Origin of the sequence: Streptomyces sp. AC555_RSS877, assembly GCF_019049245.1 — a bacterium.
In the GTDB taxonomy this organism is placed as follows: Bacteria; Actinomycetota; Actinomycetes; order Streptomycetales; family Streptomycetaceae; genus Streptomyces.
This window is the reverse complement of the sequence record NZ_JAGMUK010000064.1, coordinates 41,520-67,074: the sequence shown is the minus strand read 5'-3', so window position 1 is coordinate 67,074 and position 25,555 is coordinate 41,520. Positions and strand designations below refer to the sequence as shown.

Genomic DNA, 25,555 nt, shown 5'->3' with positions numbered 1-25,555 from the left:
GAGCCCCCACCGGGGTCAGTCGCGTGACCTCAGCAGGTTCTGGTACCAGGTGTACGACGCCTTCGGGGTTCGTGCCAACGTCTCGTAGTCCACGTGCACCAGGCCGAACCGCCGTGCGTAGCCCTCGGCCCACTCGAAGTTGTCGAGGAGCGACCAGACGAAGTAGCCGCGGACGTCCACGCCCGCTTCCGCCGCCCGGTGGAGGGCGCGGATGTGGCCGTCCAGGTAGGTGATGCGGGCCTGGTCGTCGATGCCGTCGTACGAGCAGCCGTTCTCGGTGATGACGATCGGGGGGAGGCGGTCGGCGTAGCGGGTGCGGAAGGTGGTGAGGAGGTCCGTCAGGGCCTCGGGGACCACCGGCCAGCCGAAGTCCGTGGTCGGGACGCCCTCGATCTCGCGGACCGAGAGGGGGAGTTCGGCGGGGATCGTCAGGCCGCCGAACTCGATGTCCTCGCCCTGCGGGGCGCCCACGCGCGTCGGGGCGTAGTAGTTGATGCCGTACCAGTCCAGCGGCTCCCCGATGACCTTCAGGTCCGCCGCCACGTCCCCCGGCATCAACTCGCCCAGTCCGTCCGGGTATTCGCCCAGCAGGACCGGGTCCGAGAACAGGCGGTTGAGGAGGAGGTCGTAGAAGCCGGCCGCTTCCACGTCCGCGGGCTCCTCGGACGCCGGCCACGTCGGGCCGTGTGAGTTGGCGATGCCGATGTCCGTGGCGCCGGACGCGCGCAGGGCCTGTACGGCGAGACCGTGGCCGAGGAGCTGGTGGTGGGCGGCCGGAAGCGAGTCGAACATCAGCTGCTTGCCCGGCGCGTGCGCACCCAGCGCGTGGCCGAACAGCGTGTGTTCGGCGGGCTCGTTGATCGTGATCCACTTCTGCACGCGGTCGCCGAGACGGCCGGCCACGAGCGACACGTACTCCGCGAAGTGCGATGCTGTGTCCCGATCCAGCCAGCCGCCCGCCTCCTGGAGGGCCAGCGGCAGGTCCCAGTGAAAGAGGGTCGGGACCGGACGTACGCCCGCCGCGCACAGCTCGTCGACCAGGCGGTCGTAGAAGTCCAGGCCACCCTCGGCCCGCACCCGCGGCCAGGAGACCGAGAAGCGGTACGCGTCCACGCCCAGGCCGGCCAGCAGGGCCACGTCCTCGCGGTAGCGGTGGTAGTGGTCGCAGGCCACCGCCGCCGTGGAGCCGTCTTTCACCCGTCCGGGCTCGGCCGCGAAGGCGTCCCAGACGGACGGCTCGCGCAGGTCGGCCGCTCCCTCGATCTGGTGGGCCGAGGTCGAGACGCCCCACAGGAAGCCGTCGGGGAACGCAGGAAGCCGGGGTATCGGGTTCGTCGCCATGCGCCGGATCATCCGTACTGGCGGGTACGGAAGTCAACGGACAGGCGTGAACAACGAGTTACGCGCCTTCCTTGAGAACCCTCGAGATCAGCGTCCGCTGCTCCTCCGTCAGCCGGGGATCGGACGCGTACACCGTCCTCCCGTCCACGGTGATCTGGTAGCTGAAGCCGTCCGGCACCCCGATGGGCGGTGTGCCCCGGCCGGCGGCGAGTGCCTTCTCGGCCAGGGCGTGCCATTCGTGGGCATCGGCCCGGCCCGAGGTGTCCACCTCGGCGTACCGCTCGATGCCCGCGAACCCGCCCGTGCGCCTCACCTGAATACGCATGGGTCCCTGTCTAGTACGGAGTCAGAGAATGCGCACCCCGACCTGCTCCCAGGCCTTCGCCACGGCCTGGAGTTCCTCGCCGCCGTCGCCGAAGCGCTCGCGTGCCGCCTTGACGGTCAGCTTGGCGAAGTCGCCGAAGAAGGCGCGCTCGGTCAGCTCGCCGCCGGACAGGGCGTCGTACCAGATCTGTCCCGCCTTCTCCCAGGCGTGGCCGCCGAGGGCGGTGGCGGCCAGGTAGAAGGCGTGGTTGGGGATGCCGGAGTTGATGTGGACGCCGCCGTTGTCGCGGCCGGTGCGGACGTAGTCGTCCATGGTCGCGGGCTGCGGGTCCTTGCCGAGGACGTCGTCGTCGTAGGCGCTGCCCGGTTCCTTCATGGAGCGCAGGGCCTTGCCGGTCACGCTCGGGGCGAGCAGGCCCGCGCCGATCAGCCAGTCGGCCTCGGCGGCGGTCTGGCCGAGCGTGTACTGCTTGATGAGCGAGCCGAAGACGTCGGACATCGACTCGTTGAGGGCGCCCGGCTGGCCGAAGTAGGTGAGGTTCGCGGTGTACTGCGTGACGCCGTGGGCCAGCTCGTGGCCGATGACGTCGATCGGGATGGTGAAGTCGAGGAAGATCTCGCCGTCGCCGTCACCGAACACCATCTGTTCGCCGTTCCAGAAGGCGTTGCCGTACTTCTCGTCGTAGTGGACGGTGGCGTCCAGGGGCAGGCCGTCGCCGTCGATCGAGTGGCGGCCGTAGGCCTTGAGGAAGAGGTCGAAGGTGGCGCCGAGGCCGGAGTAGGCGCGGTTCACCGTGGCGTCCTGGCCGGGGTCCTCGCCCTCCCCGCGCACCTTCGTGCCGGGCAGGACGGTCTGCCGGCCGGCGTCGTAGACGGTGCGCAGCGGCCGCTGCGACGGTGCCTTCGCCGTCGGAGCGGCGGCGGCCAGGCCGTACTCGGTGGTCACCCGGCGGCGGCCGCGTTCCTGGGCGTCGCGCATCAGGGTGCGCCGGGCGGGGCCGGACAGGGCGGGGTCCTCGTTGCGGGCGAGCTTGTCGAGGACATGGGGTGGGACGATCGTGCAGAAGACGGGCTCGAAGCCCCCGTGGGTCGTCATGCCCGGCACCCTTGCACTGCGTCATGCCGCTGTCACTAGAGGCAACCATGATTGGTGAAATGTAGGGATAAGGAGTCTCACTCTCCGTAGCTAAGTGGTATGGCGCACTTTTTGTCCCATTGATCCCTGGGGTCCCGCATACTGATACAGGCCCACGTGACCGGCGTGGCTCGGCTAGGCTGCGGAGCATCATGCGATTCGGGCTGCTTCTCCTTAGCTGCCGCGGCGAGGGCCTGTAACCGAGGCCGACCCCCTCCCCGCGGAGTTTTGGCGTTGCGCCGTCGGCCGTCCTTCCGGACCCGCCCTCGAGGAGCCCCCGCATCATGGCCAACCGCCAGCAGCCCAGTTCCATGCCGATCCACAAGTACGGCCAGTACGACCAGGTCGACATCCCGGACCGCACCTGGCCGAACAACCGGATCACCGCCGCCCCCCGCTGGCTCTCCACGGACCTGCGCGACGGCAACCAGGCCCTGATCGACCCGATGTCGCCCGAGCGCAAGCGCCGGATGTTCGACCAGCTGGTCAAGATGGGCTACAAGGAGATCGAGGTCGGCTTCCCGGCCTCCGGCCAGACCGATTTCGACTTCGTGCGCTCCATCGTCGAGGAGCCCGGCGCCATCCCCGACGACGTCACCATCTCCGTACTGACTCAGGCCCGCGAGGACCTGATCGAGCGGACCGTGGAGTCGCTGAAGGGTGTCAAGCGCGCCACCGTGCACCTGTACAACGCCACCGCTCCCGTCTTCCGCCGCGTGGTCTTCCGCGGCTCCAAGGACGACATCAAGCAGATCGCCGTCGACGGCACCCGCCTGGTGATGGAGTACGCCGAGAAACTGCTGGGCCCGGAGACGGAGTTCGGCTACCAGTACAGCCCGGAGATCTTCACCGACACCGAGCTGGACTTCGCGCTGGAGGTCTGCGAGGCGGTGATGGACGTCTACCAGCCCGGTCCGGGCCGCGAGATCATCCTCAACCTGCCTGCCACGGTGGAGCGTTCGACCCCGTCGACGCACGCGGACCGCTTCGAGTGGATGAGCCGCAACATCTCCCGCCGCGAGCACGTCGTCATCTCCGTCCACCCGCACAACGACCGCGGCACCGCCGTCGCCGCCGCCGAGCTGGCGCTGATGGCCGGCGCCGACCGCGTCGAGGGCTGCCTGTTCGGGCAGGGCGAGCGCACCGGCAACGTCGACCTGGTCACCCTGGGCATGAACCTCTTCTCCCAGGGCGTCGACCCGCAGATCGACTTCTCCGACATCGACGAGATCCGTCGTACGTGGGAGTACTGCAACCAGATGGAGGTCCACCCGCGCCACCCGTACGTGGGCGACCTGGTCTACACGTCCTTCTCCGGCTCCCACCAGGACGCCATCAAGAAGGGCTTCGACGCGATGGAGGCCGACGCGGCCGCCAAGGGCGTCACCGTCGACGACATCGAGTGGGCCGTGCCGTACCTGCCGATCGACCCGAAGGACGTCGGCCGCTCCTACGAGGCGGTCATCCGGGTCAACTCGCAGTCCGGCAAGGGCGGTATCGCGTACGTCCTGAAGAACGACCACAAGCTGGACCTGCCGCGCCGGATGCAGATCGAGTTCTCGAAGCTCATCCAGGCCAAGACGGACGCCGAGGGCGGCGAGGTCACCGGTGGCGCCATCTGGGCGACGTTCCAGGACGAGTACCTGCCCAACCCCGACAACCCGTGGGGCCGGATTCAGGTCAAGAACGGCCAGTCGACGACCGACACCGACGGCGTGGACACGCTGCGCGTCGAGGCGACGGTCGACGGCGTCGACACGGTCCTGACCGGTACCGGCAACGGCCCGATCTCGGCCTTCTTCGACGCCCTGCAGTCCGTCGGCATCGACGCCCGGCTGCTCGACTACCAGGAGCACACGATGAGTGAGGGCGCGTCCGCGCAGGCCGCCTCTTACATCGAGTGCGCGATCGACGACAAGGTTCTGTGGGGCATCGGCATCGATGCGAACACGACACGCGCCTCGCTGAAGGCGGTCGTCTCGGCCGTCAACCGCGCGGCTCGCTGACCAGCCTCACCGGCGGTTTGGGGCCCCGTTCGCCATTTGTCCGGCGGGCGGGGTCCCGTCCTGTCCCGTCGTATACAGGCCAATCCGTGTGCAGGTCACGGGAAGGTCTCGTCACGGGTACTGACGCCAGGTCGCGGATGTGGCTAACATCACGCAAGCGCGGCGATGTTGCCGGTGGGGGCACCGCCCGCGCCCTGAAGGCTGCGGGGGAGTTACGGAGGTGCTGACGTGCTGCCAGGACGGGGACGAGACGGCCGTGCTGCCAGACCTGTGCGCCTCCTGGGCATCCGAACCGCGTGGACGCCCGTAGGCGACGGGGAGTTCTTCTGCCCCGGCTGCGGTGGCGACCGCAACTTCCAGCGGCTGACCGGACACCGCCGCTTCACTCTTCTCGGCGTGCCCGTGCTGCCGCGCGGCGAGACCGGCCCCGTCGTGGAGTGCGCGGCCTGCCGCCGCCACTTCGGCACCGACGTCCTCGACCACCCCACGACCACCCGCTTCTCCGCGATGCTCCGCGACGCCGTCCACACGGTCGCCCTCGCGGTGCTGTCCGCGGGCGGCACCTGCTCCCGTACGTCCCTGGAGGCCGCCGCGGCCACCGTGCGCGCCGCCGGCTTCGACGACTGCACGGAGGAGCAGCTGAACGCCCTGGTCGAGGCGCTGGCCCTGGACACCGGGCGGGTCTACGGCCGCCCGTGCGGGACCGGGCTGGCCATAGAGCTGCACGAGGCGCTGGACCCGCTGGCCCCGCACCTCGCTCCCGCCGGCCGCGAATCGATCCTGCTGCAGGGCGCCCGGATCGCCCTCGCCGACGGCCCGTACACCCCGGCCGAGCGCGACGTCCTGACGACGGTGGGCGCCGCCCTGACCATCTGCGCGGACGACGTGACCCGGCTGCTGGTGTCGGCGCGAACGCCGTCCTGATACTCCCCGGGGAGTAATCCCCGCCCGCCCGTCACCCCGGGCAGTACCCCGCAACTCGCCCTCCCGCCCGACGCATCGCCCCCTCCCCGCCGGAAGTCTGGAAACGACCCAGACACCCGACCGGAGGGGGGCCCGATCATGGGGACCGCAAGGACACGTACACGGCGACGGCGCGCAGTGCCCTGGGCGGTGCTCGGCCTGTGGCTGGCCGCGCTCGTGCTCGTCGGACCGCTCGCCGGGAAGTTCAGCGACGTACAGCAGAACCGGGCGGTCGACTACCTGCCCGACAGCGCGGACTCCACCCAGGTGGCGAGGATCCAGGACGCGTTGCCGGGCGGCGAGTCCACCGACCTGGTGCTCGTGTACCACCGGGACGGCGGGCTCACCTCCGCCGACCGCAAGACGGCGGCCGACCAGGTCGCCGAGGTCGACGGCGCCTACGAGCTCTCCGGCACGGCGCGGGGCATCCCGTCCGAGGACGGCTCCACCCTCATGTACTCGGTCTCCAGCACCCAGCCCGGCCAGGACGAGGAGGCCCGGAACGCCTTCGTGGACGGCGTGCGCGACATCGCCGAGGGCACGGGCGGGCTCAGCGTCGAGGTCGGCGGGCCCGGCGCGCTCAACACCGACATGAGCAAGGTGTTCGAAACCATCGACGGCACCCTGCTGCTGGCCACCCTCGGCGTGGTCACCGTGCTGCTGATCCTCATCTACCGCAGCCCGTTCCTGTGGCTGGTCCCGCTCGCCGTCGCGGGAGTCGCCGCCGCGCTCGCGATGGCCGCCGGATACGGCCTGCACGAACTGTTCGACGTGACCATCACCGGCCAGAGCGGCGGCGTGATGACCATCCTCGTCCTCGGCGCCGGCACCGACTACGCCCTCCTGCTCATCTCCCGCTACCGCGAGGAGCTACGCCGCCACGAGCGGCCGTACGACGCCATGCGCACCGCCCTGCGCGGCTGCGGGCCGGCGATCCTCGCCTCCTCCGGGACCGTCGCGGCCGGGCTGCTGTGCCTGCTCGCCGCAGACCTGAACAGCAGCAGCGGCATGGGGCCGGTCGGCATGGTCGGCGTGCTCGCCGCGCTGGTGGCCATGACCACCCTCCTGCCCGCGGTCCTCGTGCTGTTCGGGCGCCGGATCTTCTGGCCGCTGATCCCGGCCTTCGGCAGCACTCCCAAGACCCGCCGCTCCCTGTTCGCCGCGATGGGCACCTCGGCCACCCGCAGGCCGGCCGCCGTCCTCGCGGGCGGTGCCGTCCTTCTCGGAGCGCTCGCCCTCGGCGCCCTCAACCTGCCCGGAGGCCTCAAGCAGGAGGACTCCTTCACCGAGAAGCCCGAGTCGATCGCCGCGATGCAGACACTGGCCCGCGCGTATCCCGAGCGCAGCAGCCGTCCGGTCACCGTCATCGCCCCCACCGACAAGGCGGAGGCCGTCCTGGGACAGGCCCGCACCACCGACGGCGTCGCCGAGGCGGCCGCCGGACGCAGTGGATGGGGGTCCCCCCGCTCGAGCGAAGCCGAGAGTGGGGGAGGCTGGACCGAGATCTCCGTCTTCACCACCGCCGCCCCCGAGTCGGCGGCCGAGACGAAGACCATCGAGGCCCTGCGCGACGGCCTCGACGACTCCTACGTCGGCGGACCCAGTGCCCAGCAGATCGACCTGGCCGACAGCGAGTCCCGGGACCGCACGGTGATCGTGCCGCTGGTGCTCGCCGCGGTGTTCGTGATCCTCGTGTTCCTGCTGCGCAGCCTCGTCGCGCCGCTGCTGCTGCTGGCCGCGGTGGTCGCCGTGTGGGGCGCCGCGCTCGGCATCGGGGCACTGGTCTTCGGGCCGGTGCTCGGCTTCGGGGGCACCGACCCCGGGCTCGGGCTGCTGTCCTTCGTCTTCCTGGTGGCGCTGGGCGTCGACTACGGCATCTTCCTGATGCACCGGATGCGCGAGGAGTCCCTCGCGGGCGCCGAACCGGAGGCCGCCGCACTCACCGCCCTGCGCACCACCGGCGGGGTCATCGCCTCCGCGGGCGTCGTGCTCGCCGCGACCTTCGCCGTGCTCACCACGCTGCCGCTGGTGGGGCTCGTCGAACTCGGCTTCGTCATCGCGGTCGGCGTTCTCCTCGACACCTTCCTCGTCCGGACCTACCTGGTGACCACCGCCAGCGTGCTGCTCGGCCGGACGGTGTGGTGGCCCGGGAAGCTGTCGCGGAGCCCGGAGCCGGAGCGGCCGGCACGCCAGCCGGAGCCGGTGTGAGCCGCTCGCACACCGCCCGGGCGTCCCTCCTCTCCCGGAGGGACGCCCTCCGGGCGGAGGATGAGCCCGTGCAGGAGACCAGCCGCCCCAGCCTCAGCGACCGGATCATCGCGGCGTTCCACCGCGACCCCCGCAGCGCCCCGCACGGCACCCGCAACGACGCGTTCCTCGTGCTCGTGCTCCTCGTGGCCGCCGTGTGCATCGGTCTGTTCACCGACGACGGCCGCCGCCCGGACGCGCTCGGCTGGACCCTGCTGCTCGCCCTGCACGTGCCGATCGTGTGGCGGCGGCGCCGCCCGCTGCTCGTCCTCGCCGTGGTGGTGGCGCTGGTCGTGCCGTACCACGCGCTCGACAACAACCACAGCGCCCCGACCCCGGCGGCCTTCACCGCGCTGTACACGGTCGCGGTCACCGGCCGGCCCCTGCGCACGATCCTGACGGGAGCCGTCGTCCTCGTCATCTCCCTGAGCGTGATGCTCACCGTCGACACCAAGCAGGCCGTCGAACTGCTGCGGATCTCCGGCTGGATCATCGCCGTGCTCTTCTGCGGCGTGGACGTCCGCTACTACCGCCAGTACGTCGCCTCGATCGTGGACCGCGCCGACCGCGCCGAACGCACCCGCGAGGAGGAGGCCCGCCGCCGGGTCGCGGAGGAGCGGCTGCGCATCGCCCGTGACCTGCACGACCTGCTCGCCCACAGCATCACCCTCATCGGCGTCCAGACCTCCGTCGCCGCCCACGTCCTGGCCGCCGACCCCGAGCGTCTCGACCGGGAGACGGTCGCCAAGGCCCTCGACGACATCTCCGAGACCTGCCGGAGCGCGCGCGGGGAACTCCGTACGACGCTGGAGGTGCTCCGGGCCTGCGAACACGGCGACGCGCGCGGCCCGCTGCCGGGCCTCGACGGCGTACCCGACCTGGTGGCGGCGGCGCGGCTCGCGGGCGCGCGCGTCGAGCCCGACGTCCGGGTCCGGCAGGCGCCGCCCGCGGTGGGCGCGGCCGCGTACCGGATCGTGCAGGAGGCGCTGACCAACGCGGTACGGCACGCCGGGCCCGAACCCTCCGTGTCCGTCCGGATGTACGAGGACGAGGGCGCCCTGCACCTGTCGGTGACCGACGACGGCACCGGGCCCACGCCCGGCGGCACCCCCGGGTACGGGCTGGTCGGGATGCGGGAGCGGGCCCGCAGCGTCGGTGGCACACTCGACGCCGGACCACGGCCGCGAGGGCGGGGCGGGTTCGAGGTGGCCGCGGTGCTGCCGCTGGGAGGGGGAACCGGATGACCATCCGCGTACTGCTCGCCGACGACCAGACCCTGGTGCGGGAGGCGTTCGCGATGCTTGTCGAGTCGGCGCGGGACATGGAGGTGGTCGGGCAGGCCGGTACGGGGCGGGAGGCGGTCGAGCTGGCGCGCGGCGCCCGTGCCGATCTCGTCGTGATGGACGTCCGCATGCTCGACCTCGACGGCATCGAGGCGACCCGGCTGATCGCGGCGGACGAGGACCTGGCGGCCGTGAAGGTGCTGGTCCTCACGACCTACGACACGGACGAGAACATCGTCGAGGCGCTGCGGGCCGGGGCGGCCGGGTTCCTCGTGAAGGACACGCGGCCGGCCGAACTCCTCGACGCGATCCGTACCGTGGCGGCGGGGGAGGCGTTGCTGTCGCCGGGGCCGACGGCCCGGCTGATCGAGCGGTTCCTGCGGAGTCCTTCGGCGCCGGTGGTGGGCGGCGGCGGGCCGGAGTGCCTGTCGGAGCGTGAGCGCGAGGTGCTGGCGTTGGTCGCGCGGGGCCTCAACAACACGGAGATCGCGGGGGCGTTGGGGCTGAGTCCGCTGACCGCGAAGACGCACGTCAGCCGGATCATGGGGAAGCTGGGGGCGCGGGACCGGGCCCAACTGGTGATCGTGGCGTACGAGTCGGGGATGGTGACGCCGGGGGGCGGCGGATGACGACTCCCGCCGGGGGCGCGCGTCCTTGAGGGCTCCGCCCTCCTGAGTCTTCATCCACCCGGTGGGGGCGCCCGTGCCTGGGGGCTCCGCCCCCAGACCCCCGGCCTATGCCCACCCACCACCCGTCTCGGTCGGGTGAAAGGGTCACCTCTCGCCCCACCGAGTCGGGTGGTGGGTGGGCGAAGGCGGGGGGTCCAGGGGGCGGAGCCCTCTGGTGGGGTCAGGAGACCCCCGTGGCGGGCAAGGGGGCGCCGACCCCTGTGCGGCGCCCCTTGGCCGTGTCCGTTACCAGAGGGTCTTCTGGTAGGTCGTGTCCTCGTCGGAGTCGTAGACGAGCTTGCCGCCGGCGTCGTACCCCCTGACGTGGGGAGCCATGGTGACCTGCTGGTTCAGGACGCCGGACGCGATGAACCAGTCGCGGTCGAGGACGGCCTCGCTGGTGTCGTCGCCGTAGGAGACGGTCACCTTGGCCACCGACGGTTCCACCGTGCCGATGAACCCCCAGCGGAACGGCAGCTTCCAGTTGCCCTTGTCGATGAGCGACTGCCGGTACAGCCTGCCGCCGTTGGAGTCGGCCACCACGGACGGGGAGCCCGGCAGCCGGTCGCTTCCGCCGACGTCGAGCCCCGAGGCCTCGCCGTCCTTGATGCTGCAGATGATCCGGGTCTCCTCCGGCTTCTCCCGCACGGCGACGACGTACACGCCGTCACCGGGCGAGTTCTGGTCGCCGGTGCTGTTCATCGCCAGGATGATCCGGTAGCTGTCGGACGAACCCAGGTTCAAGGGGACCCCGCCGTTCCGCTCCCGCTCCAGGGCGTAGCCGAAACACTTCTCCAGCCCGTCCGCGGCCTGCGCGAACGTGATCCCGTCGAGCAGCTGCCCCGGCGTGGCCGGCCCGGCCGGTCCCGAGGAAGTCGCCGTGGGCGTGGGCGTGGGCGTCGGTGACGCCGCCCGCGAGGCGCTGGCCGACGACTGCGGCGACGCCGTGACCGACCCCCCGCCCGAACCGCCCACCGCGTACGCCCCCACCGGCACCGCCGCCAGCGTCACCAGGACCGCCCCGGCCGCCGCCACCCGGCGCCGCCGCTCCACCACGCCCCGCCGCCGGATCGCGGGGTACGGCGCGGGCGAGGGCCGGATCGTGTAGGCGTCCTCGGCGAGCAGCCCACGCAGCTGCTCCTCGAAGCCTCCCCCGGCCTCCGGACCTTGGCCCTGCCCTTGTTCCTCGCTCACCTGGTTCCTCCCTGTCCCACGGACGACGTGCCCGCGGACGACGTGTGACCGCGCTCGGCCCCGTCCATGGCCCGCGCGAGCCCCGGATACGTACGCAACTTCGCCAGCCCCTTGGACGCCTGGCTCTTCACCGTGCCGGGGGAGCAGCCGAGCATCTCGGCGACCTCCGCCTCGGACAGGTCCTCCCAGTACCGCATGACGATCACCGCCCGCTGCTTCGGCGGCAGCCCGGCCAGCGCGCCGATCAGGACACCGCGCTCGTCGACCCGTGCCACGGCCTCGTCGCGTCCCGCCACCTCCGGTGGCGCCGCGGTCAGTGACTCCGTGACGCGCCGCTTGCGGAACCGGTCGCTGTTGCAGCTGACCAGCATCCGGCGGACGTACGCCTCCGGGCTGTCGCTGCGCGACACGCGCCGCCAGGAGCGGTACGCCTTCGCCAGCGCCGTCTGCGTCAGGTCCTCGGCGTGGTGCACGTCGCCGGTGAGCAGATACGCGGTCCGTACGAGCCGGGACCACCGGGCTCTGACGAACTCCTGGAACTGGGCCTCTTGTTCGGCCTGCATCAAGCACCCTCCCTCGCCCCCCAGACCACCGTTCTCCCGGATTCGGTTGCCCGGCGTCCGGCACCGGGTTCGAATGGGCCCATGGGGAGTATGGAGCTGTGGGACGAACGGGACGCCGGGGTGCTGCGGCTGCCTTCCGGTCGGCTGGTGCGGGGCAGGGGACTGCGGCACCCCCTCGCACCGGGGGCGCCGAGCCCGTCGTACGGCGTCTATCTGCTCGGCCGGCAACCGCCCCCGGTGCACTGGGAGTCCCGCTGGCTGCGCTGGCCCGACTTCCGGCTGCCCGCCGACCGCGGGACCGCCCGCGCGGTCCTCACCGAGGCCTGGGAACGGGCAGCCGGTGAGCGTGTGGAGCTCGCCTGCGGCGGCGGACGCGGCCGTACGGGCACGGCGCTCGCCTGCCTCGCGGTGCTGGACGGCGTGCCGGCCGGGGAAGCCGTCGCGTATGTCCGCCGCCACTACGACCGGCACGCGGTGGAGACGCCGTGGCAGGCGCGGTACGTACGGCGGTTCGGGGCGGCGGCGGGTTCAGGGACGGCGGCGGGTTCAGGGGCGGCGGGCGCGGAAGCGTAGGCCGCCGCTTGCGGGGTGCGTGTCGACGGACACGTCCGTGAAGCCGGCCTCCCCCAGGCGGGCCGGCAGACCCGCCTGGTCGAGGGTCGGCCATGCCACGGCCAGCTCCTTCACCGCCGCGTTCCACCGGCTGGTGGGCGTGACACCGAGGCAGTACTTCCCGGTCAGCTGAGGGCCTCGGCCAGCAGCGCCGCCGTCCGGGCGACCAACTCGTTGTCCCATTCCGCGTCCTTGTCGGGCTTCGTCGACAGGACGGACAGGACGACGGGGGCGCCGGTGCCGGTCCAGGCGATGCCCACGTTGTTGGCGGTGCCGTAGGAGCCGGAGCCCGTCTTGTCGGCGATCGTCCAGGTCGCCGGGAGGCCCGCGCGGAAGCGTTTGACGCTGGTCGTGTTGTTCAGCAGCCAGTGCGTGAGGAGGGCGCGGTCCTCGCGGTTCAGCGCGTCGCCGAGGACCAGTCGGCCGTACGTGCGGCCGATGGCGTACGGGCTCGTCGTGTCCGTGATCCGCCACGGCTCGGCCGAGTTGAGGTCCGTCTCCCAGCGGTCGAGGCGCGTCACCGGGTCACCCAGGGAGCGGGCGAAACGGGTGATCGCGGTGGGGCCGCCGAGCTTGCGCAGGAGGAGGTTGCCCGCGCCGTTGTCGCTGTAGGTGATGGCCACCTCGGCGAGTTCGGCGACGGTCATGCCCTCGGCCAGGTGCTCCCTGGTCTTGTCGGAACCCGTCGCCGGCAGGTCGGCCTCCGTGTAGTGGATCCGGCGGGCCAGGAACTCGCCGCTGCGATCCAGGTCGCGCAGGACGGCCGCGGACGCGAGCGTCTTGAACAGGGAGCACATCGGGAACAGCTCGTCGGCGCGGTGCCGGACGGTCCGCCTCGTGGCGAGGTTGTGGGCGAAGACGCCCAGACGGGCGCCGTGTTGTTCCTCCAGGCGGCGGAGGCGGGCGGTGATGCCCGCGCCCGGGTCGCCGGTGGCGTGCGCGGGCACGCCGGTGAGCAGGGTGGCCGCGGTGGCGGTGCCGGCCGCGAGGAGGGTGCGCCGGGTCATCGGGGACTGTGCGGAGCCTAAGATCTCGCTCTCCTTCGCTTGATGTGCGTCGACGATCTCTCCAGTGACCGACGCCGGATCTCATCCCTTGGTTGCGGGGACGTAGACCATCGGAGGACAGCGGTGCGTGCCCCCCGCTCGGCACAGTGTCGGCATGGAGAAGACGAAGGGGATCAACCGAGCACAGTTCCTGGCCGGGGCGGCGGCCCTGGGAGTCGCGGCGGCGACACTGCCCGCCCGCCCGGCCGAGGCGACCGGACGCGGGCTGAGGCACCATGGCGTCGTCTACACCGTCGGCGCCGGCGAGACCCCCGGCACGGCCTTCAGCACCGCCCGGATGCGCGCCGACGTCCGCGCGATCCGCGAGGACCTGCACGCCGACACCCTCGACGTCACCGGCGACGGCGTCGAGCGCCTGACCGCGACCGCCGCCGAGGCCGCCGAGCGCGGACTGCACGTGTGGCTCCAGCCGACCCTCGGGGACGTTCCGGAGCGGGACATCCTCGAACACCTCGCGGAGACCGGGCGGTTCGCGGAGCGGCTGCGGCGGCAGGGCGCGAGCGTGGACCTCAGTGTGGGCTGCGAGTTCTGGCTGTTCGTGCCCGGGATCGTGCCGGGGGAGAACGTCCTGGAGCGGATCGAGAACCTGCGGAACGGCACGGTCGACTGGGAGCTCATGCAGCGCCGCCTGGACCGCTTCACGGCGAAGGCGGCGCAGGTGGGCCGTTCGGTCTTCCGCGGCCGGCTGAGCTATGCCGCCGCCCAGGACGACACGGTCGACTGGAACCTCTTCGACGTCGTCGGCATCGACTACTACTCGTCCTTCCGCGACCGGGGCGCGTACGTGCGGGAATTGAGGAAGTTCCTCCGCTGGGGCAAGCCCCTGGCGATCACCGAGTTCGGCACCTGCACGTACGTCGGTGCCCCCGAGGCGGGCGGCATGGGCTGGGGCATCGTCGACTACGAGAAGGACCCGCCGGAGATCAAGGGCGACCCGGTCCGCAGCGAACGCGTCCAGGCCGCCTACCTGACGGACCTGCTCGACGTCTTCGAGTCCATGGGCCTGTACGCGGCGATGGCCTTCGAGTTCGTCAGCCCGGACGCCCCGCACCGCCCCGACGACCCGCGTCACGACCTTGACCTGGCGAGCTACAGCATCACCAAGACGCTCAAGGACCGCCCGGACGACCCGGAAGCGGGGTGGCACTGGGAGCCGAAGGAGGCCTTCCACGCGCTGGCCCGTCGCTATGCCGGGGCGTGCCGGTCGCCCCGTCGGTCGCGATAGAGGTCAGTCGCAGTAATCGTCAGTCGCAGTAGACGTCCGCGTCCGGCCGCTCTCCCGTGGCCAGGAAGCGGGACACCGTCTCGTCCCCGCACGCGTTGCCGTTGTCGAGGTAGGCGTCGTGGCCGGTGGAGTTGACGGTGACCATCACGGCACGGTCGCCGAGGGCGCGGCGGAGCTTCAGGGCGCCGGCGAGCGGGGTGGCGACGTCCCGTTCGTTCTGTACGAGCAGGATGTTGGACGGCCCGCGGTCGGTGATCCGCACCGCCGGCTCCTTCGGCGGGTACGGCCAGGCGGCGCAGAGCATCGCGTTGCGGGGCATGCCGGCGGTCAGCGGATACGCGGCCCGGCTCTGATCGGCGCCCTTCTGGTAGTGGGCGGCCGACGTGGGCCAGGCGACGTCGTTGCACAGGGTCCCCGCGCCGACGCCGGCGACGTTCTGCAGCACGGACTCCGGGGGAGCGGCGGGCGCGGGCGGAACGGTTCCTTCCCAGGCGGCCAGGATCAGCTTCGCCAGGGCCGGGAAGTCGTCCGGGTCGTAGAGGCTGTCCAGCAGGGTCTGGCGCAGGACGTTGCCGTTCAGCTCCTCCGGATTGGCGCCCGGCCAGGGGATCGGCTCACGGTCGAGCCGGGCGGCCAGGGCCAGGAACAGCGGCCGCACCTCTGCCGCCGTGTCCGCCAGCCGGTCCGGGTTGCCTGGCGCCGATGCCCACTTCGCGAACTCGGGGAACGTGTCCTCGACGCCCTGCTCGTGCCCGGCGAGCCAGGCACGGGAGACGCGGTCGGGGTCGGGGTCGTCGTTGCTGTCGAGGACGATCCGGTCGGTGCGGTGCGGGAACAACTGGCCGTAGACCGAGCCGACATACGTTCCGTACGACACTCCCCACGCCGAGAGTTTCCGCTCGCCGAGTGCCACCCGGATGCGGTCGAGGTCGCGGGCCTCGTTGGCGGTGCTGAGGTGCCTCATCAGGTCACCGCCGTTGCGCACGCAGGCGTCCGCCATGCGACGGGCGGTGACCATGTTCCCGGCGACGGAACCGTCCGGGGCGGGCCAGGGCCGCAGCTTCGAGAGGGCGAGGTCGCCGTGCTCCAGGCCGCAGCTGACGGGGGTCGAGGGTGCGAGTCCGCGCGGGGCGAAGCCGATGAGGTCGTAGGCGTCGCGTACGTCCTGCGGGAGCTTCTGGCCCTTGCCGGAAGGATTGTCGAGGCTGGACCCGCCGGGCCCGCCCGGGATCAGCACCAGCGCCCCACGGCGGGCGTCAGGGTCCTCGGCGGGGATCCGGGAGACGACGACATCGATCTTCCGGCCGCGCGGGTCGGCGTAGTCCATCGGGACTTCGACGGTCGCGCACTGCTGCCGGGGGTCGAGGCCGGTGCCCGCGCACTTCGCCCACGGGAGCGAGGGTGTGGCGGCGGACGCGGACGTGGTGAGCGGGGCGGTGAGACCGAGGAGTACGGCGGAGGTGGCGACGAGGGCGGCGTTTCTCTTGATCTGCGTCATGCGAACGAGCCTCGCGGAACCTGACGGTTCGCCACATCCGGGTAACTCCCGTTTTCTTGGGAGGGGTTACCCCCACCGCGGTGCTCAGGGTTGCCCCGGAGCCCGAGAGCCGCCCGGGACACCATCACCCCGGCCAGGCTCAGCTTGGGGCGACCCCGACGGTACGGATGAACTCCGTCCAGGCGACCGACCCGACGAACAGCACGGGCCCACCGGGCACCTTGCTGTCACGTACCGGGACGACGCCGGGGAATCCGTCGGCGACCTCGACGCAGTCCTCCCCGCCGTCGCCGCCGCTGTGGCTGCTCTTGCGCCAGCTGGCGGCGCCCTGGAAGTCGTACGCGACCTCGACGCAGTCCTCCCCGCCGCTGCCGCCGCTGTGGCTGCTCTTGCGCCAGCGGGCGTTGCTCAGGCCGTACTCGCGCATCGTCTGTAGTCCTCCGCCACCGACTCGATCAGGGCCAGGGTCGCCTCCGGCGACAACGCGGCGGCCCTGATGTGATCGTAGGACGCCCGGACCCGCTTCACCACCGCCGGTTCGTCCAGCAGGTTCCCCGACAACATCCCCTCTGTATAGGCGGTCGGCGGTGCGTCCTCGAACTCCATGAGCTTCATCATCTTGCCCATGGCCGGGTGCGCTCCCGCCGCGAAGGGCAGCACCTGCAGTATCACTGCGCGCTCCCGCAGCAGCGTCGCGATGTGGTCCAACTGGTGCGACATGACCCCGGCGTCGCCGACCGGGATGCGTAGGGCCGTCTCGTGCAGAACTGCCCAATACACGGGGCGTGTGGCGTCCTTGAGGAGCTGCGTCCGGTCCATGCGCCCTCTGACCAACTCTTCGATGTACTCGTCGGTGGCCAGTGGATTGCCCGCCAGGAACACCGCTCGCGCGTACTCCCGCGTCTGGAGCAGCCCCGGAATCACCGTCGGCGCGTACTCGCAGATCTCTGTCGCCAGCCGCTCCAGCTCCACCACGTGTGCGAAGTACTCCGTGTATGGCTGCTCCTTGATGAGCTTTTTCCAGAGCCGTTCGAAAAAGCCATCGGTTTGTAGTATTTCATCAATCCGTTGCGCAACATCCAATTGCGGTTTCCGAATGGCCTGTTCGAACTGGCCGATGTACCCACCGGACACGAAAACCCTCAAGCCCAGTTCCGCCTGAGTGATCCCCGCGTCCTCGCGACGTCGCTTCAGCTCCGTCCCGAAGAACTCCCAAGCCGCCTGCCGTGAACCATTGGCCACAGCCAATCACCCTCCGCTGACCCGCACTTGTAGTGCACAGACTCCTGCCGAGTGTAGGCCCGGCAGGGCACTCTGGAGACGAGAAGAGTGAAAGTCGAAAAGGAAGGGGAGCACGGTGAGGTCTGTGCAGTCACGGCGCTCGACGCTGAGCGTCGAAGAGGCGGAGGAAACGGTGAAAGAATTGCGGGCGGCGCTTCTTACGGCAGGAATTACGCTGCCGTCAATCGGGCTCGATCCCGTGAGTCTCGCGCGGGAGGCGCCCTGTCCGCTCGTCGAATTGGGGCGGTGTTCCGTGGAGACCGCGCAGCGACTCGCGGCGGTGCTGCGGTGAAGCCGCCGGTGGGGGCGTACGTCGTGGACACCAGGAGCGGGAGGGTGGGGATCGTCATGGGGCACGAGGGACCGTACGTGCAACTGAGACCGTACGGCGGGGGCCGGGAGTGGGACGCCGACCCGTGTGCCGTACGGCATGCCACCCCGGCCGAGCGGCTGAGCGCGATGACGGCGTATGCCAACGCGCGCAGCCGCGGTGAGGTGCCTTGAAGCACGGAGGACGACGGGGGACGGCCGGCGTAGGCGAGAATGGGCCCCATGAGTCTGTTCCGTGACGACGGCGTCGTGCTGCGCACCCAGAAGCTGGGTGAGGCGGACCGGATCATCACCCTGCTCACGCGCGGTCACGGGCGGGTACGGGCCGTGGCCCGCGGGGTGCGCAGGACCAAGTCGAAGTTCGGAGCCCGGCTGGAGCCGTTCTCCCACGTCGACGTGCAGTTCTTCGCGCGGGGGAGCGAGCTGATCGGGCGCGGGCTGCCGCTGTGCACGCAGAGCGAGACCATCGCGCCCTACGGGGGCGGGATCGTCGCGGACTACGCGCGCTACACCGCCGGGACGGCCATGCTGGAGACCGCCGAGCGGTTCACCGATCACGAGGGCGAGCCGGCGGTGCAGCAGTACCTGCTGCTCGTCGGTGCGCTGCGGACGCTGGCCCGCGGTGAGCACGCGCCGCATCTGATCCTCGACGCGTTCCTGCTCCGTTCCCTCGCCGTCAACGGCTACGCGCCCACCTTCACCGACTGCGCGAAGTGCGGGATGCCCGGGCCGAACCGGTTCTTCTCGGTGGCGGCCGGGGGCTCGGTCTGCGTCGACTGCCGGGTGCCGGGGAGTGTCGTACCGTCGCCGCAGACCCTGGAACTCCTCGGGGCGCTGCTTACGGGAGACTGGGAGACCGCGGACGCGAGCGAGCCGCGGTATGTCCGGGAGGGCAGCGGGCTGGTGTCCGCGTACCTGCACTGGCATCTGGAGCGCGGGCTGCGCTCTCTTCGCTACGTGGAAAAGTCCTAGACAACGAGCACCGACGAGCACCGACAAGCACGAGGAGACGAGAAGCACCATGGCCGTACGCGGGATCCTGGGGCGTCAGCGCCGTGAGTACAAGACGCCGGAGCCGCACCCGTCCGGGGCCCGCCCGCCGAAGCTACCCGGTGAGCTGGTGCCCACCCATGTGGCGATCGTCATGGACGGGAACGGCCGCTGGGCCAAGGAGCGCGGTCTGCCGCGCACGGAGGGGCACAAGGTCGGTGCCGAGCGGGTGCTGGACGTGCTCCAGGGCGCGATCGAGCAGGGTGTGAAGAACATCTCCCTGTACGCCTTCTCCACCGAGAACTGGAAGCGGTCGCCGGACGAGGTGCGCTTCCTGATGAACTTCAACCGCGACTTCATCCGCAAGACCCGCGACCAGCTCGACGAGCTCGGGATCCGGGTGCGCTGGGTGGGCCGCATGCCCAGGCTGTGGAAGTCCGTCGCCAAGGAGCTCCAGGTCGCCCAGGAGCAGACGAAGGACAACGACAAGCTGACGCTGTACTTCTGCATGAACTACGGCGGCCGGGCCGAGCTCGCGGACGCGATGCAGGCCATGGCGGAGGACGTGAAGGCCGGCCGGCTCGACCCGTCCAAGATCACCGAGAAGACCATCCAGAAGTACCTGTACTACCCGGACATGCCGGACGTGGACCTGTTCCTGCGGCCGAGCGGCGAGCAGCGCACCTCCAACTACCTGCTCTGGCAGAGCGCCTACGCCGAGATGGTCTTCCAGAACGTGCTGTGGCCGGACTTCGACCGGCGGGATCTGTGGCGGGCCTGCCTGGAGTTCGCCCAGCGGGACCGGCGCTTCGGTGGGGCCATCCCGAACGAGGAGCTGCTTGCCATGGAGGGCAAGCAGGAGTAGTCGGCCTGGCAGGCGCCCGGCGCTGCTGCCGGCCGGGGGTGGGTGCGCAGCCCGGCGCTGACGGGGTGCCGCTGCGCCCACCTGTGCCGCCCAGCGGCACGACTGCCCGCAGCTATGCAGCTATGCCGTCTTTGCCGCGCAGTCCTCGCACGTGCCGAAGATCTCCACCGTGTGGGCCACGTTCACGAATCCGTGTTCCGATGCGATGGCCTCGGCCCAGGTCTCCACCGCCGGGCCCTCCACCTCCACGGCCTTGCCGCAGACGCGGCAGACGAGGTGATGGTGGTGGTCCCCGGTGGAGCAGCGGCGGTAGACGGACTCGCCGTCGGAGGTGCGCAGGACGTCGACCTCGCCGGCGTCGGCGAGGGACTGGAGCGTGCGGTAGACCGTGGTCAGCCCGACCGAGTCGCCCTTGTGCTTGAGCATGTCGTGGAGATCCTGGGCACTGCGGAATTCGTCGACCTCGTCGAGGGCCGCCGCCACGGCGGCCCGCTGCCGGGTTGCGCGGCCCTTCACGGACGGTCCTGCGGTCGTCACCGGTTGCCTCCTTAACGTCTGCACCTGCCGGGCCATTGTGCCAGTCCGGCCTGTCAGTGGTCAGACGCCGACCTCTCCGCCGGATCCCCGGCTGGCCGGAATCACACATTCCGCGGGATCTCCGGCGGGCTGCGTCGCCGCCTGTGCCCGCGCGCGCCGCCGGGCCAGCGGGGTCGCCAGCGCGGTCAGCAGGACGAACGCCGCAATGGCGAGCAGGACGATCGTCGCGCCGGGCGGCACGTCCTGGTAGTACGAGGTCGCGGTGCCGCCGACCGTCACCGAGATCCCGATGCCCACCGCGATCGCGAACGTGGCCGCGAAGCTGCGGCTCAGCTGCTGCGCGGCCGCGACCGGCACCACCATCAGCGCCGACACCAGCAGCAGGCCGACCACGCGCATCGCGACGGTGACCGTGACCGCCGCGGTGATCGCCGTCAGCAGGTTCAGGGCACGCACCGGCAGGCCCGTGACCCGCGCGAACTCCTCGTCCTGGCTCACCGCGAACAGCTGGCGGCGCAGACCGAGGGTGACCAACAACACGAAGGCGGCCAGAACGCAGATCGCCGTGATGTCCGACTCGCTCACCGTCGACAGGGAGCCGAAGAGGTACGACATCAGGTTCGCGTTCGAGCCCGACGGCGCGAGGTTGATGAGCATCACACCGCCGGCCATGCCGCCGTAGAAGAGCATCGCGAGGGCGATGTCGCCGCGCGTCCTGCCGTACCAGCGGATCAGTTCCATGGTGACCGCGCCGAGCACGGACACGAGCGTGGCCATCCACACCGGTGACCAGGACAGCAGGAAGCCCAGGCCGACGCCGGTCATCGCCACGTGGCCGATGCCGTCGCCCATCAGGGCCTGGCGGCGCTGGACGAGGTAGATGCCGACGGCCGGGGCCGTGATGCCGACCAGGACCGCGGCCAGGAGCGCCCGCTGCATGAAGGCGTAGTTCAGGAGGTCCATCAGCTCAGCAGTCCTGTGCGGATCGGTTCGGCGTCGTGGGCCGCGTGCGGGTGTACGTGGTCGTGGCCGGGCAGCGCGTGCTGGCCGAGGGCGTGCGGGGGCGGGCCGTCGTGCATGACACAGCCGTCGCGCAGGACGACGGCCCGGTCGATCAAGGGTTCCAGGGGGCCCAGTTCGTGCAGGACGAGCAGGACGGACGTGCCCTGGCCGACCTGTTCGCGCAGGGTCGACGCCAGCACCTCCTGGCTCGCCAGGTCCACGCCCGCCATCGGCTCGTCCATGATCAGGAGGTCGGGTTCGGCGGCGAGGGCGCGGGCGATCAGCACGCGCTGGTGCTGGCCGCCGGAGAGGGCGTCGACGGAGTCCTTCGCGCGGTCGGTCATGCCGACCAGGGCCAGCGCACGGCGTACGGCCTCGTGGTCCGCCTTGCGCAGCATGCCGAAGCGGGCGCGGGAGAGGCGGCCGGAGGAGACGATCTCGGTGACCGTCGCCGGGACGCCGCCGGCGGCCGTGGTGCGCTGCGGGACGTAGCCCAGGCGGGCCCAGTCGCGGAAGCGGCGCCGCGGGGTGCCGAACAGCTCGATCTCGCCGTCGCTGACGGGCACCTGGCCGATGATGGTGCGGATCGCCGTGGACTTGCCGGAGCCGTTGGCCCCGAGCAGCGCGACGACCTCACCGCGGGACACGGTGAGGTCGATTCCGCGCAGGACCGGGCGCGAACCCAGCTCGGCACGGACGCCGCGCAGGGAGATGACGGGTTCGCTCACGAGGTCCTCCGTGGGGGTCACTTGGCGCCTAGAGCGGACTGCAGCGCCTTGAGGTTGGACTCCATGACCTGGAAGTAGTCGTCGCCCTTGGACTTCTCGGTGATGCCTTCGAGCGGGTCGAGGACGTCCGTCTTGAGGCCCGCGTCCTGGGCGAGGGTCTTCGCGGTCTTGTCGGAGACCAGTGTCTCGTAGAAGACGGTGGTGACGCCGTCGGCCTTGGCCTCGGTCTGGAGTTCCTTGATCCGGGCCGGGCTGGGCTCGCTCTCCGGGTCGAGGCCGGAGATGGCCTCCTGGGTCAGGCCGTAGCGCTCGGCGAGGTAGCCGAAGGCGGCGTGGTTGGTGAAGAAGACCTTGCTGTCGGTGGTCTTCAGGCCGTCGGCGAACGCGGTGTTCAGGTCGCCGAGCTTCTTGGTCAGCGCGTCGGCGTTCTTCCGGTAGTCCGCCGCGTTGTCCGGGTCGGCCTTCTCGAAGGACTTGGCGACGCCCTCGGCGACCTCGGCGTACTTCACCGGGTCGAGCCAGATGTGCGGGTCGAGGGCGTGCTCCTCCTCCTCGGAGTGCGCTTCCTCGCCCTCGTGCTCGTGCTCGACCTCGCCGTGGTCCTCCAGCTTGGTCAGCGTGGCCGCGTCGATCTTGTTCTTGACGTCGGCCTGCCCGACCGCCTCGTCGACGGCGGGCTGGAGGTTCTTGAGGTAGAGCACCGCGTCGGACTCCTGGAGCTGCGCGGTCTGCTTGGCGCTGATCTCCAGGTCGTGCGGCTCCTGGCCGGGCTCGGTGAGACTGGTGACGTTCACATGGTCCCCGCCGATCTGCTCGGCGAGGAAGGCCATCGGGTAGAACGAGGCGACGACGTCGAACTTGTCCGTGTTGCCCGCCGCCGCGCTGTCGCTCGAGCAGGCGGAGAGGGTGCCGAGACCGAGGGCGGTGGCAGCGGCGACCGCGATGCCGGATATGTGGTGTCGTCGTACGTTCATGACACTCATTTTCAACAAATATGGAAACCGTTGTCAACAAACGTGGTGAGAAGGCCTGTACAGGCACCGATTTGATCGGAGGGGAGGCCCCGCCGGTAACCTGAAGCATTCGCTCTGAAGCATCCTCGCTTCGTCGCCCGTCGTCGTAATGAAGAGAGCACCGTGGCCGCCGACAAGATCGACACCATCGTCAGCCTGAGCAAGCGCCGTGGCTTCGTATTTCCCTGCAGTGAGATCTACGGCGGTCAGCGCGCCGCCTGGGACTACGGGCCGCTGGGTGTCGAGCTCAAGGAGAACCTCAAGCGCCAGTGGTGGCGCTACATGGTGACGTCGCGCGAGGACGTGGTCGGCCTCGACTCGTCCGTGATCCTGGCCCCCGAGGTCTGGCAGGCCTCGGGCCACGTCGCCACCTTCACGGACCCGCTCACCGAGTGCACCTCGTGTCACAAGCGGTACCGTGCCGACCACCTTGAAGAGGCGTACGAGGCCAAGCACAACCGCCTGCCGGAGAACGGCCTGGCGGACGTGAACTGCCCCAACTGCGGCAACAAGGGACAGTTCACCGAGCCCAAGCAGTTCTCGGGTCTGCTCTCCACCCACCTCGGCCCCACCCAGGACAGCGGCTCCGTCGCCTACCTGCGCCCCGAGACCGCCCAGGGCATCTTCACCAACTTCGCCCAGGTGCAGACCGCTTCGCGCAAGAAGCCGCCGTTCGGCATCGCGCAGATGGGCAAGTCCTTCCGCAACGAGATCACGCCCGGCAACTTCATCTTCCGCACCCGCGAGTTCGAGCAGATGGAGATGGAGTTCTTCGTCAAGCCGGGCGAGGACGAGACGTGGCAGGAGTACTGGATGGAGCAGCGCTGGAACTGGTACACCGGCCTGGGCCTGCGTGAAGAGAACATGCGGTGGTTCGAGCACCCGAAGGAGAAGCTCTCCCACTACTCCAAGCGCACCGCCGACATCGAGTACCGCTTCCAGTTCGGCGGCAACGAGTGGGGCGAGCTGGAGGGCGTCGCCAACCGCACCGACTACGACCTCGGCGCCCACTCCAAGGCCTCCGGCCAGGACCTCGCCTACTACGACCAGGAGGCCGGCGAGCGCTGGACCCCGTACGTCATCGAGCCGGCCGCCGGTGTCGGCCGCGCGATGCTGGCCTTCCTGCTCGACGCCTACGTCGAGGACGAGGCGCCCAACGCCAAGGGCAAGCTGGAGAAGCGCACGGTGCTGCGCCTCGACCCGCGGCTGTCCCCGGTGAAGGTGGCCGTGCTTCCCCTGTCCAGGAACCCCGAGCTGTCCCCGAAGGCCAAGGGTCTCGCCCAGACCCTGCGGCAGAACTGGAACATCGAGTTCGACGACGCCGGTGCCATCGGCCGCCGCTACCGCCGCCAGGACGAGATCGGTACGCCGTTCTGCGTGACGGTCGACTTCGACACCCTGGACGACAACGCGGTGACCGTGCGCGAGCGTGACTCGATGAAGCAGGAGCGCGTGTCGCTGGACCAGATCGAGGGATACCTGGCGGCGCGTCTCATCGGCTGCTAGGTGTCCGCGTGGTTCCCCGCACCCTGGGTGGGTGCGGGGAACCACTCGTTTACAGGTCCACGTCCACGTAGAGCGCCGCGTGGTCGGAGGCCGCGTTGCCCTTCGAGGTCACGGTGTCGAAGGACTTGATGTCGTCCGCGAAGATGCCACGGGTCTCCAGGCCGACGTGTTGCACCTCCTGCCACACGTCCGGCGCCAGCAGCAGGTAGTCGAGCTTGTTCTGCTCGCTCTTGCACTCCCCGAACGTGCCGGGCAGCCCGCCGTAGGAGCGGTGCGTCATCACGTCCCGCAGCCCGGCGCCCTCCAGCGCCGCGGCCGCGTCGCTTCCCGGGTGGTCGTTCAGATCCCCGGCGACGACGACGTGCGGCGTGCGCTCCAGCGCCGCCCGGTAGATCTCCGCGACCCGCTTCGCCTGGGCCAGCCGCAGTTCCGGGTCGTCGTTCGACTTGCTCTTCAGGTGGTTGCCGAGGAGCACGAGGGGCGTGCCGTTGAGCTGGATCTCGAACTCGGGGCAGTCGCGGCTGAAGAGGCGCTTGCCGGGACGTTCCGGGTTGGTGTCGAAGAGATGGGGCCGCACGGACGTGATCGGGTGCCGGCTCATGATCCCGATGTCGATGCCCCGGCTGTCGTTGCCGTCGACCAGCAGACAGTAGGGGTACGGCCGCCTGCCGAGCGCTCCGGCCAGGACCTGTGTGTTGAAGCGCTCCAGGGTGAGCCGGTCCTCGACCTCCACGGCGAGCAGGATGTCGGCGTCGACCTCCGAGACCACCCGGCCGGTGTTCCTCACCACGTCCAGGTCGAGGTCGTCCCGCCCCAGTTCGGCCCAGCCGGCCCAGGCGGCACGGCCCTTGGCGGTGACCTCGACGGTGGTGCTCTTCCCCGACCCCTTCGTCCTGAACAGCCCCGACTCCTTGCCCGGGCGGGACTGGTTGACGTAGATCGGCGGCGGGTTCTGCGGGTCGATGGCGTACGCCCGGTGCTTCTCGACGAGCCGGGCGATCTCCTTCTTGTCGGCGTCCTGGTACACCGGCAGGTCGAGGCGGGCGACCAGCGCGGCGAAGTCGTCGAGGATCTCCTTGCGCTTCGCCGGGTCCTCCAGGCGGAAGGCCGTGGGCCGGCGGAAGACGTTCTCCATGTTGAACGTGGCGATGCGGATGCTCATACAGGCCTCCTGGGG

General features: G+C 70.6%; 26 protein-coding genes. 11 read left to right on the top strand and 15 right to left on the bottom strand.

What is annotated here, in order from left to right; translation table 11 throughout:
- Positions 1–15: 15 nt before the first annotated feature.
- The 3 genes from KUM49_RS28795 to KUM49_RS28785 are packed head-to-tail and all read right to left on the bottom strand — an operon-like array spanning position 16 to position 2,761.
- Positions 16–1,353, bottom strand: coding sequence for a GH1 family beta-glucosidase (locus KUM49_RS28795; RefSeq protein ID WP_217239887.1), 1,338 nt, complete (start codon positions 1,351–1,353; stop codon positions 16–18).
- Positions 1,354–1,399: 46 nt separating this feature from the next.
- Positions 1,400–1,666 (bottom strand): protealysin inhibitor emfourin, encoded by a 267-nt coding sequence (locus KUM49_RS28790; protein ID WP_217239886.1) that lies wholly within the window; start codon positions 1,664–1,666, stop codon positions 1,400–1,402.
- A 21-nt stretch (positions 1,667–1,687) separates the two neighbouring features.
- Positions 1,688–2,761 carry a M4 family metallopeptidase gene (locus KUM49_RS28785; protein WP_217239885.1) on the bottom strand — a complete coding sequence of 358 codons (1,074 nt, stop codon included), beginning with the start codon at positions 2,759–2,761 and terminating at the stop codon, positions 1,688–1,690.
- Positions 2,762–3,084: 323 nt separating this feature from the next.
- On the opposite strand from KUM49_RS28785, the gene leuA reads away from it, so the two are divergent.
- From leuA to KUM49_RS28760, 5 genes are all read left to right on the top strand, one after another.
- Positions 3,085–4,806, top strand: a complete 1,722-nt coding sequence (gene leuA, locus KUM49_RS28780) for a 2-isopropylmalate synthase (protein ID WP_217239884.1) — start codon at positions 3,085–3,087, stop codon at positions 4,804–4,806.
- A gap of 228 nt (positions 4,807–5,034) precedes the next feature.
- Positions 5,035–5,730 (top strand): TerB family tellurite resistance protein, encoded by a 696-nt coding sequence (locus KUM49_RS28775; RefSeq protein ID WP_217239883.1) that lies wholly within the window; start codon positions 5,035–5,037, stop codon positions 5,728–5,730.
- A 138-nt stretch (positions 5,731–5,868) separates the two neighbouring features.
- Positions 5,869–7,977, top strand: coding sequence for an MMPL family transporter (locus tag KUM49_RS28770; protein ID WP_217239882.1), 2,109 nt, complete (start codon positions 5,869–5,871; stop codon positions 7,975–7,977).
- A 68-nt stretch (positions 7,978–8,045) separates the two neighbouring features.
- Positions 8,046–9,260 (top strand): histidine kinase, encoded by a 1,215-nt coding sequence (locus tag KUM49_RS28765; protein WP_217239881.1) that lies wholly within the window; start codon positions 8,046–8,048, stop codon positions 9,258–9,260.
- Positions 9,257–9,928 carry a response regulator transcription factor gene (locus KUM49_RS28760; protein ID WP_217239880.1) on the top strand — a complete coding sequence of 224 codons (672 nt, stop codon included), beginning with the start codon at positions 9,257–9,259 and terminating at the stop codon, positions 9,926–9,928. The genes KUM49_RS28765 and KUM49_RS28760 overlap by 4 nt, the downstream gene beginning before the upstream one ends.
- 285 nt (positions 9,929–10,213) lie before the next feature.
- Here KUM49_RS28760 and KUM49_RS28755 read toward each other — a convergent pair whose 3' ends face one another.
- Both KUM49_RS28755 and KUM49_RS28750 read right to left on the bottom strand, forming a co-directional pair.
- The gene (locus KUM49_RS28755; protein WP_217239879.1) at positions 10,214–11,161 is read right to left on the bottom strand and encodes a hypothetical protein; all 948 of its coding nucleotides are present in this window, start codon (positions 11,159–11,161) and stop codon (positions 10,214–10,216) included.
- Positions 11,158–11,724, bottom strand: a complete 567-nt coding sequence (locus tag KUM49_RS28750) for a SigE family RNA polymerase sigma factor (RefSeq protein ID WP_217239878.1) — start codon at positions 11,722–11,724, stop codon at positions 11,158–11,160. The genes KUM49_RS28755 and KUM49_RS28750 overlap by 4 nt, the downstream gene beginning before the upstream one ends.
- A gap of 81 nt (positions 11,725–11,805) precedes the next feature.
- On the opposite strand from KUM49_RS28750, the gene KUM49_RS28745 reads away from it, so the two are divergent.
- On the top strand, positions 11,806–12,297 hold the full coding sequence (locus KUM49_RS28745) for a protein phosphatase (protein ID WP_217239877.1): 492 nt from the start codon (positions 11,806–11,808) through the stop codon (positions 12,295–12,297).
- On the opposite strand, the gene KUM49_RS49885 is transcribed toward KUM49_RS28745, so the two are convergent.
- Both KUM49_RS49885 and bla read right to left on the bottom strand, forming a co-directional pair.
- A complete protein-coding gene (locus KUM49_RS49885) occupies positions 12,271–12,396 on the bottom strand; it encodes a hypothetical protein (RefSeq protein ID WP_302185490.1) in 126 nt (41 codons plus the stop codon). The two genes, KUM49_RS28745 and KUM49_RS49885, sit on opposite strands and share 27 nt — an antisense overlap.
- Before the next feature lie 65 nt (positions 12,397–12,461).
- Positions 12,462–13,343, bottom strand: a complete 882-nt coding sequence (gene bla / locus KUM49_RS28740) for a class A beta-lactamase (protein ID WP_217239876.1) — start codon at positions 13,341–13,343, stop codon at positions 12,462–12,464.
- Between the two features lie 154 nt (positions 13,344–13,497).
- On the opposite strand from bla, the gene KUM49_RS28735 reads away from it, so the two are divergent.
- The gene (locus tag KUM49_RS28735; RefSeq protein WP_217239875.1) at positions 13,498–14,628 is read left to right on the top strand and encodes an abortive phage infection protein; all 1,131 of its coding nucleotides are present in this window, start codon (positions 13,498–13,500) and stop codon (positions 14,626–14,628) included.
- Positions 14,629–14,647: 19 nt separating this feature from the next.
- On the opposite strand, the gene KUM49_RS28730 is transcribed toward KUM49_RS28735, so the two are convergent.
- The 3 genes from KUM49_RS28730 to KUM49_RS28720 form a co-directional block, all read right to left on the bottom strand.
- Entirely contained in the window at positions 14,648–16,126 is a 1,479-nt protein-coding gene (locus tag KUM49_RS28730) for an alpha/beta hydrolase (protein ID WP_217239874.1), read from the bottom strand.
- Between the two features lie 139 nt (positions 16,127–16,265).
- Entirely contained in the window at positions 16,266–16,553 is a 288-nt protein-coding gene (locus tag KUM49_RS28725; RefSeq protein ID WP_217239873.1) for a DUF397 domain-containing protein, read from the bottom strand.
- Complete coding sequence (locus KUM49_RS28720) at positions 16,535–17,368, bottom strand: helix-turn-helix transcriptional regulator (RefSeq protein WP_217239872.1); 834 nt, start codon at positions 17,366–17,368, stop codon at positions 16,535–16,537. Before KUM49_RS28720 ends, KUM49_RS28725 begins: the two co-directional genes overlap by 19 nt.
- 327 nt (positions 17,369–17,695) lie before the next feature.
- On the opposite strand from KUM49_RS28720, the gene KUM49_RS28715 reads away from it, so the two are divergent.
- The 3 genes from KUM49_RS28715 to KUM49_RS28705 are packed head-to-tail and all read left to right on the top strand — an operon-like array spanning position 17,696 to position 19,592.
- Positions 17,696–17,911: a hypothetical protein gene (locus KUM49_RS28715; protein WP_217239871.1), complete on the top strand. Its 216-nt coding sequence runs from the start codon at positions 17,696–17,698 to the stop codon at positions 17,909–17,911.
- Positions 17,912–17,959: 48 nt separating this feature from the next.
- A complete protein-coding gene (gene recO / locus KUM49_RS28710; RefSeq protein ID WP_217239870.1) occupies positions 17,960–18,709 on the top strand; it encodes a DNA repair protein RecO in 750 nt (249 codons plus the stop codon).
- Between the two features lie 49 nt (positions 18,710–18,758).
- A complete protein-coding gene (locus tag KUM49_RS28705) occupies positions 18,759–19,592 on the top strand; it encodes an isoprenyl transferase (RefSeq protein WP_217239869.1) in 834 nt (277 codons plus the stop codon).
- A 120-nt stretch (positions 19,593–19,712) separates the two neighbouring features.
- On the opposite strand, the gene KUM49_RS28700 is transcribed toward KUM49_RS28705, so the two are convergent.
- The 4 genes from KUM49_RS28700 to KUM49_RS28685 are packed head-to-tail and all read right to left on the bottom strand — an operon-like array spanning position 19,713 to position 22,833.
- Positions 19,713–20,129: a Fur family transcriptional regulator gene (locus tag KUM49_RS28700; protein ID WP_217239868.1), complete on the bottom strand. Its 417-nt coding sequence runs from the start codon at positions 20,127–20,129 to the stop codon at positions 19,713–19,715.
- Positions 20,130–20,189: 60 nt separating this feature from the next.
- Positions 20,190–21,092: a metal ABC transporter permease gene (locus tag KUM49_RS28695; protein WP_217239867.1), complete on the bottom strand. Its 903-nt coding sequence runs from the start codon at positions 21,090–21,092 to the stop codon at positions 20,190–20,192.
- On the bottom strand, positions 21,092–21,859 hold the full coding sequence (locus tag KUM49_RS28690) for a metal ABC transporter ATP-binding protein (RefSeq protein WP_217239866.1): 768 nt from the start codon (positions 21,857–21,859) through the stop codon (positions 21,092–21,094). Before KUM49_RS28690 ends, KUM49_RS28695 begins: the two co-directional genes overlap by 1 nt.
- A 17-nt stretch (positions 21,860–21,876) precedes the next feature.
- Positions 21,877–22,833: a metal ABC transporter solute-binding protein, Zn/Mn family gene (locus KUM49_RS28685; protein ID WP_217239865.1), complete on the bottom strand. Its 957-nt coding sequence runs from the start codon at positions 22,831–22,833 to the stop codon at positions 21,877–21,879.
- A gap of 162 nt (positions 22,834–22,995) precedes the next feature.
- Here KUM49_RS28685 and KUM49_RS28680 point away from each other — a divergent pair, with 162 nt between their 5' ends.
- Positions 22,996–24,378 carry a glycine--tRNA ligase gene (locus KUM49_RS28680; protein ID WP_217239864.1) on the top strand — a complete coding sequence of 461 codons (1,383 nt, stop codon included), beginning with the start codon at positions 22,996–22,998 and terminating at the stop codon, positions 24,376–24,378.
- A gap of 49 nt (positions 24,379–24,427) precedes the next feature.
- Here the strand turns inward: KUM49_RS28680 and KUM49_RS28675 are convergent, their stop codons facing one another.
- Positions 24,428–25,540, bottom strand: a complete 1,113-nt coding sequence (locus KUM49_RS28675) for an endonuclease/exonuclease/phosphatase family protein (RefSeq protein ID WP_217239863.1) — start codon at positions 25,538–25,540, stop codon at positions 24,428–24,430.
- Between the last annotated feature and the right edge of the window lie 15 nt (positions 25,541–25,555).

Excerpts from the sequence above, each read along its gene's own strand:
- KUM49_RS28795 (WP_217239887.1), bottom strand. The coding sequence starts at position 1,353 with ATGATCCGGCGCATGGCGACGAACCCGATACCCCGGCTTCCTGCGTTC.
- KUM49_RS28790 (WP_217239886.1), bottom strand. The coding sequence starts at position 1,666 with ATGCGTATTCAGGTGAGGCGCACGGGCGGGTTCGCGGGCATCGAGCGG.
- KUM49_RS28785 (WP_217239885.1), bottom strand. The coding sequence starts at position 2,761 with ATGACGACCCACGGGGGCTTCGAGCCCGTCTTCTGCACGATCGTCCCA.
- leuA (WP_217239884.1), top strand. The coding sequence starts at position 3,085 with ATGGCCAACCGCCAGCAGCCCAGTTCCATGCCGATCCACAAGTACGGC.
- KUM49_RS28770 (WP_217239882.1), top strand. The coding sequence starts at position 5,869 with ATGGGGACCGCAAGGACACGTACACGGCGACGGCGCGCAGTGCCCTGG.
- KUM49_RS28760 (WP_217239880.1), top strand. The coding sequence starts at position 9,257 with ATGACCATCCGCGTACTGCTCGCCGACGACCAGACCCTGGTGCGGGAG.
- KUM49_RS28750 (WP_217239878.1), bottom strand. The coding sequence starts at position 11,724 with ATGCAGGCCGAACAAGAGGCCCAGTTCCAGGAGTTCGTCAGAGCCCGG.
- KUM49_RS28745 (WP_217239877.1), top strand. The coding sequence starts at position 11,806 with ATGGGGAGTATGGAGCTGTGGGACGAACGGGACGCCGGGGTGCTGCGG.
- bla (WP_217239876.1), bottom strand. The coding sequence starts at position 13,343 with ATGACCCGGCGCACCCTCCTCGCGGCCGGCACCGCCACCGCGGCCACC.
- KUM49_RS28735 (WP_217239875.1), top strand. The coding sequence starts at position 13,498 with ATGGAGAAGACGAAGGGGATCAACCGAGCACAGTTCCTGGCCGGGGCG.
- KUM49_RS28730 (WP_217239874.1), bottom strand. The coding sequence starts at position 16,126 with ATGACGCAGATCAAGAGAAACGCCGCCCTCGTCGCCACCTCCGCCGTA.
- KUM49_RS28725 (WP_217239873.1), bottom strand. The coding sequence starts at position 16,553 with ATGCGCGAGTACGGCCTGAGCAACGCCCGCTGGCGCAAGAGCAGCCAC.
- recO (WP_217239870.1), top strand. The coding sequence starts at position 17,960 with ATGAGTCTGTTCCGTGACGACGGCGTCGTGCTGCGCACCCAGAAGCTG.
- KUM49_RS28705 (WP_217239869.1), top strand. The coding sequence starts at position 18,759 with ATGGCCGTACGCGGGATCCTGGGGCGTCAGCGCCGTGAGTACAAGACG.
- KUM49_RS28695 (WP_217239867.1), bottom strand. The coding sequence starts at position 21,092 with ATGGACCTCCTGAACTACGCCTTCATGCAGCGGGCGCTCCTGGCCGCG.
- KUM49_RS28685 (WP_217239865.1), bottom strand. The coding sequence starts at position 22,833 with ATGAACGTACGACGACACCACATATCCGGCATCGCGGTCGCCGCTGCC.
- KUM49_RS28675 (WP_217239863.1), bottom strand. The coding sequence starts at position 25,540 with ATGAGCATCCGCATCGCCACGTTCAACATGGAGAACGTCTTCCGCCGG.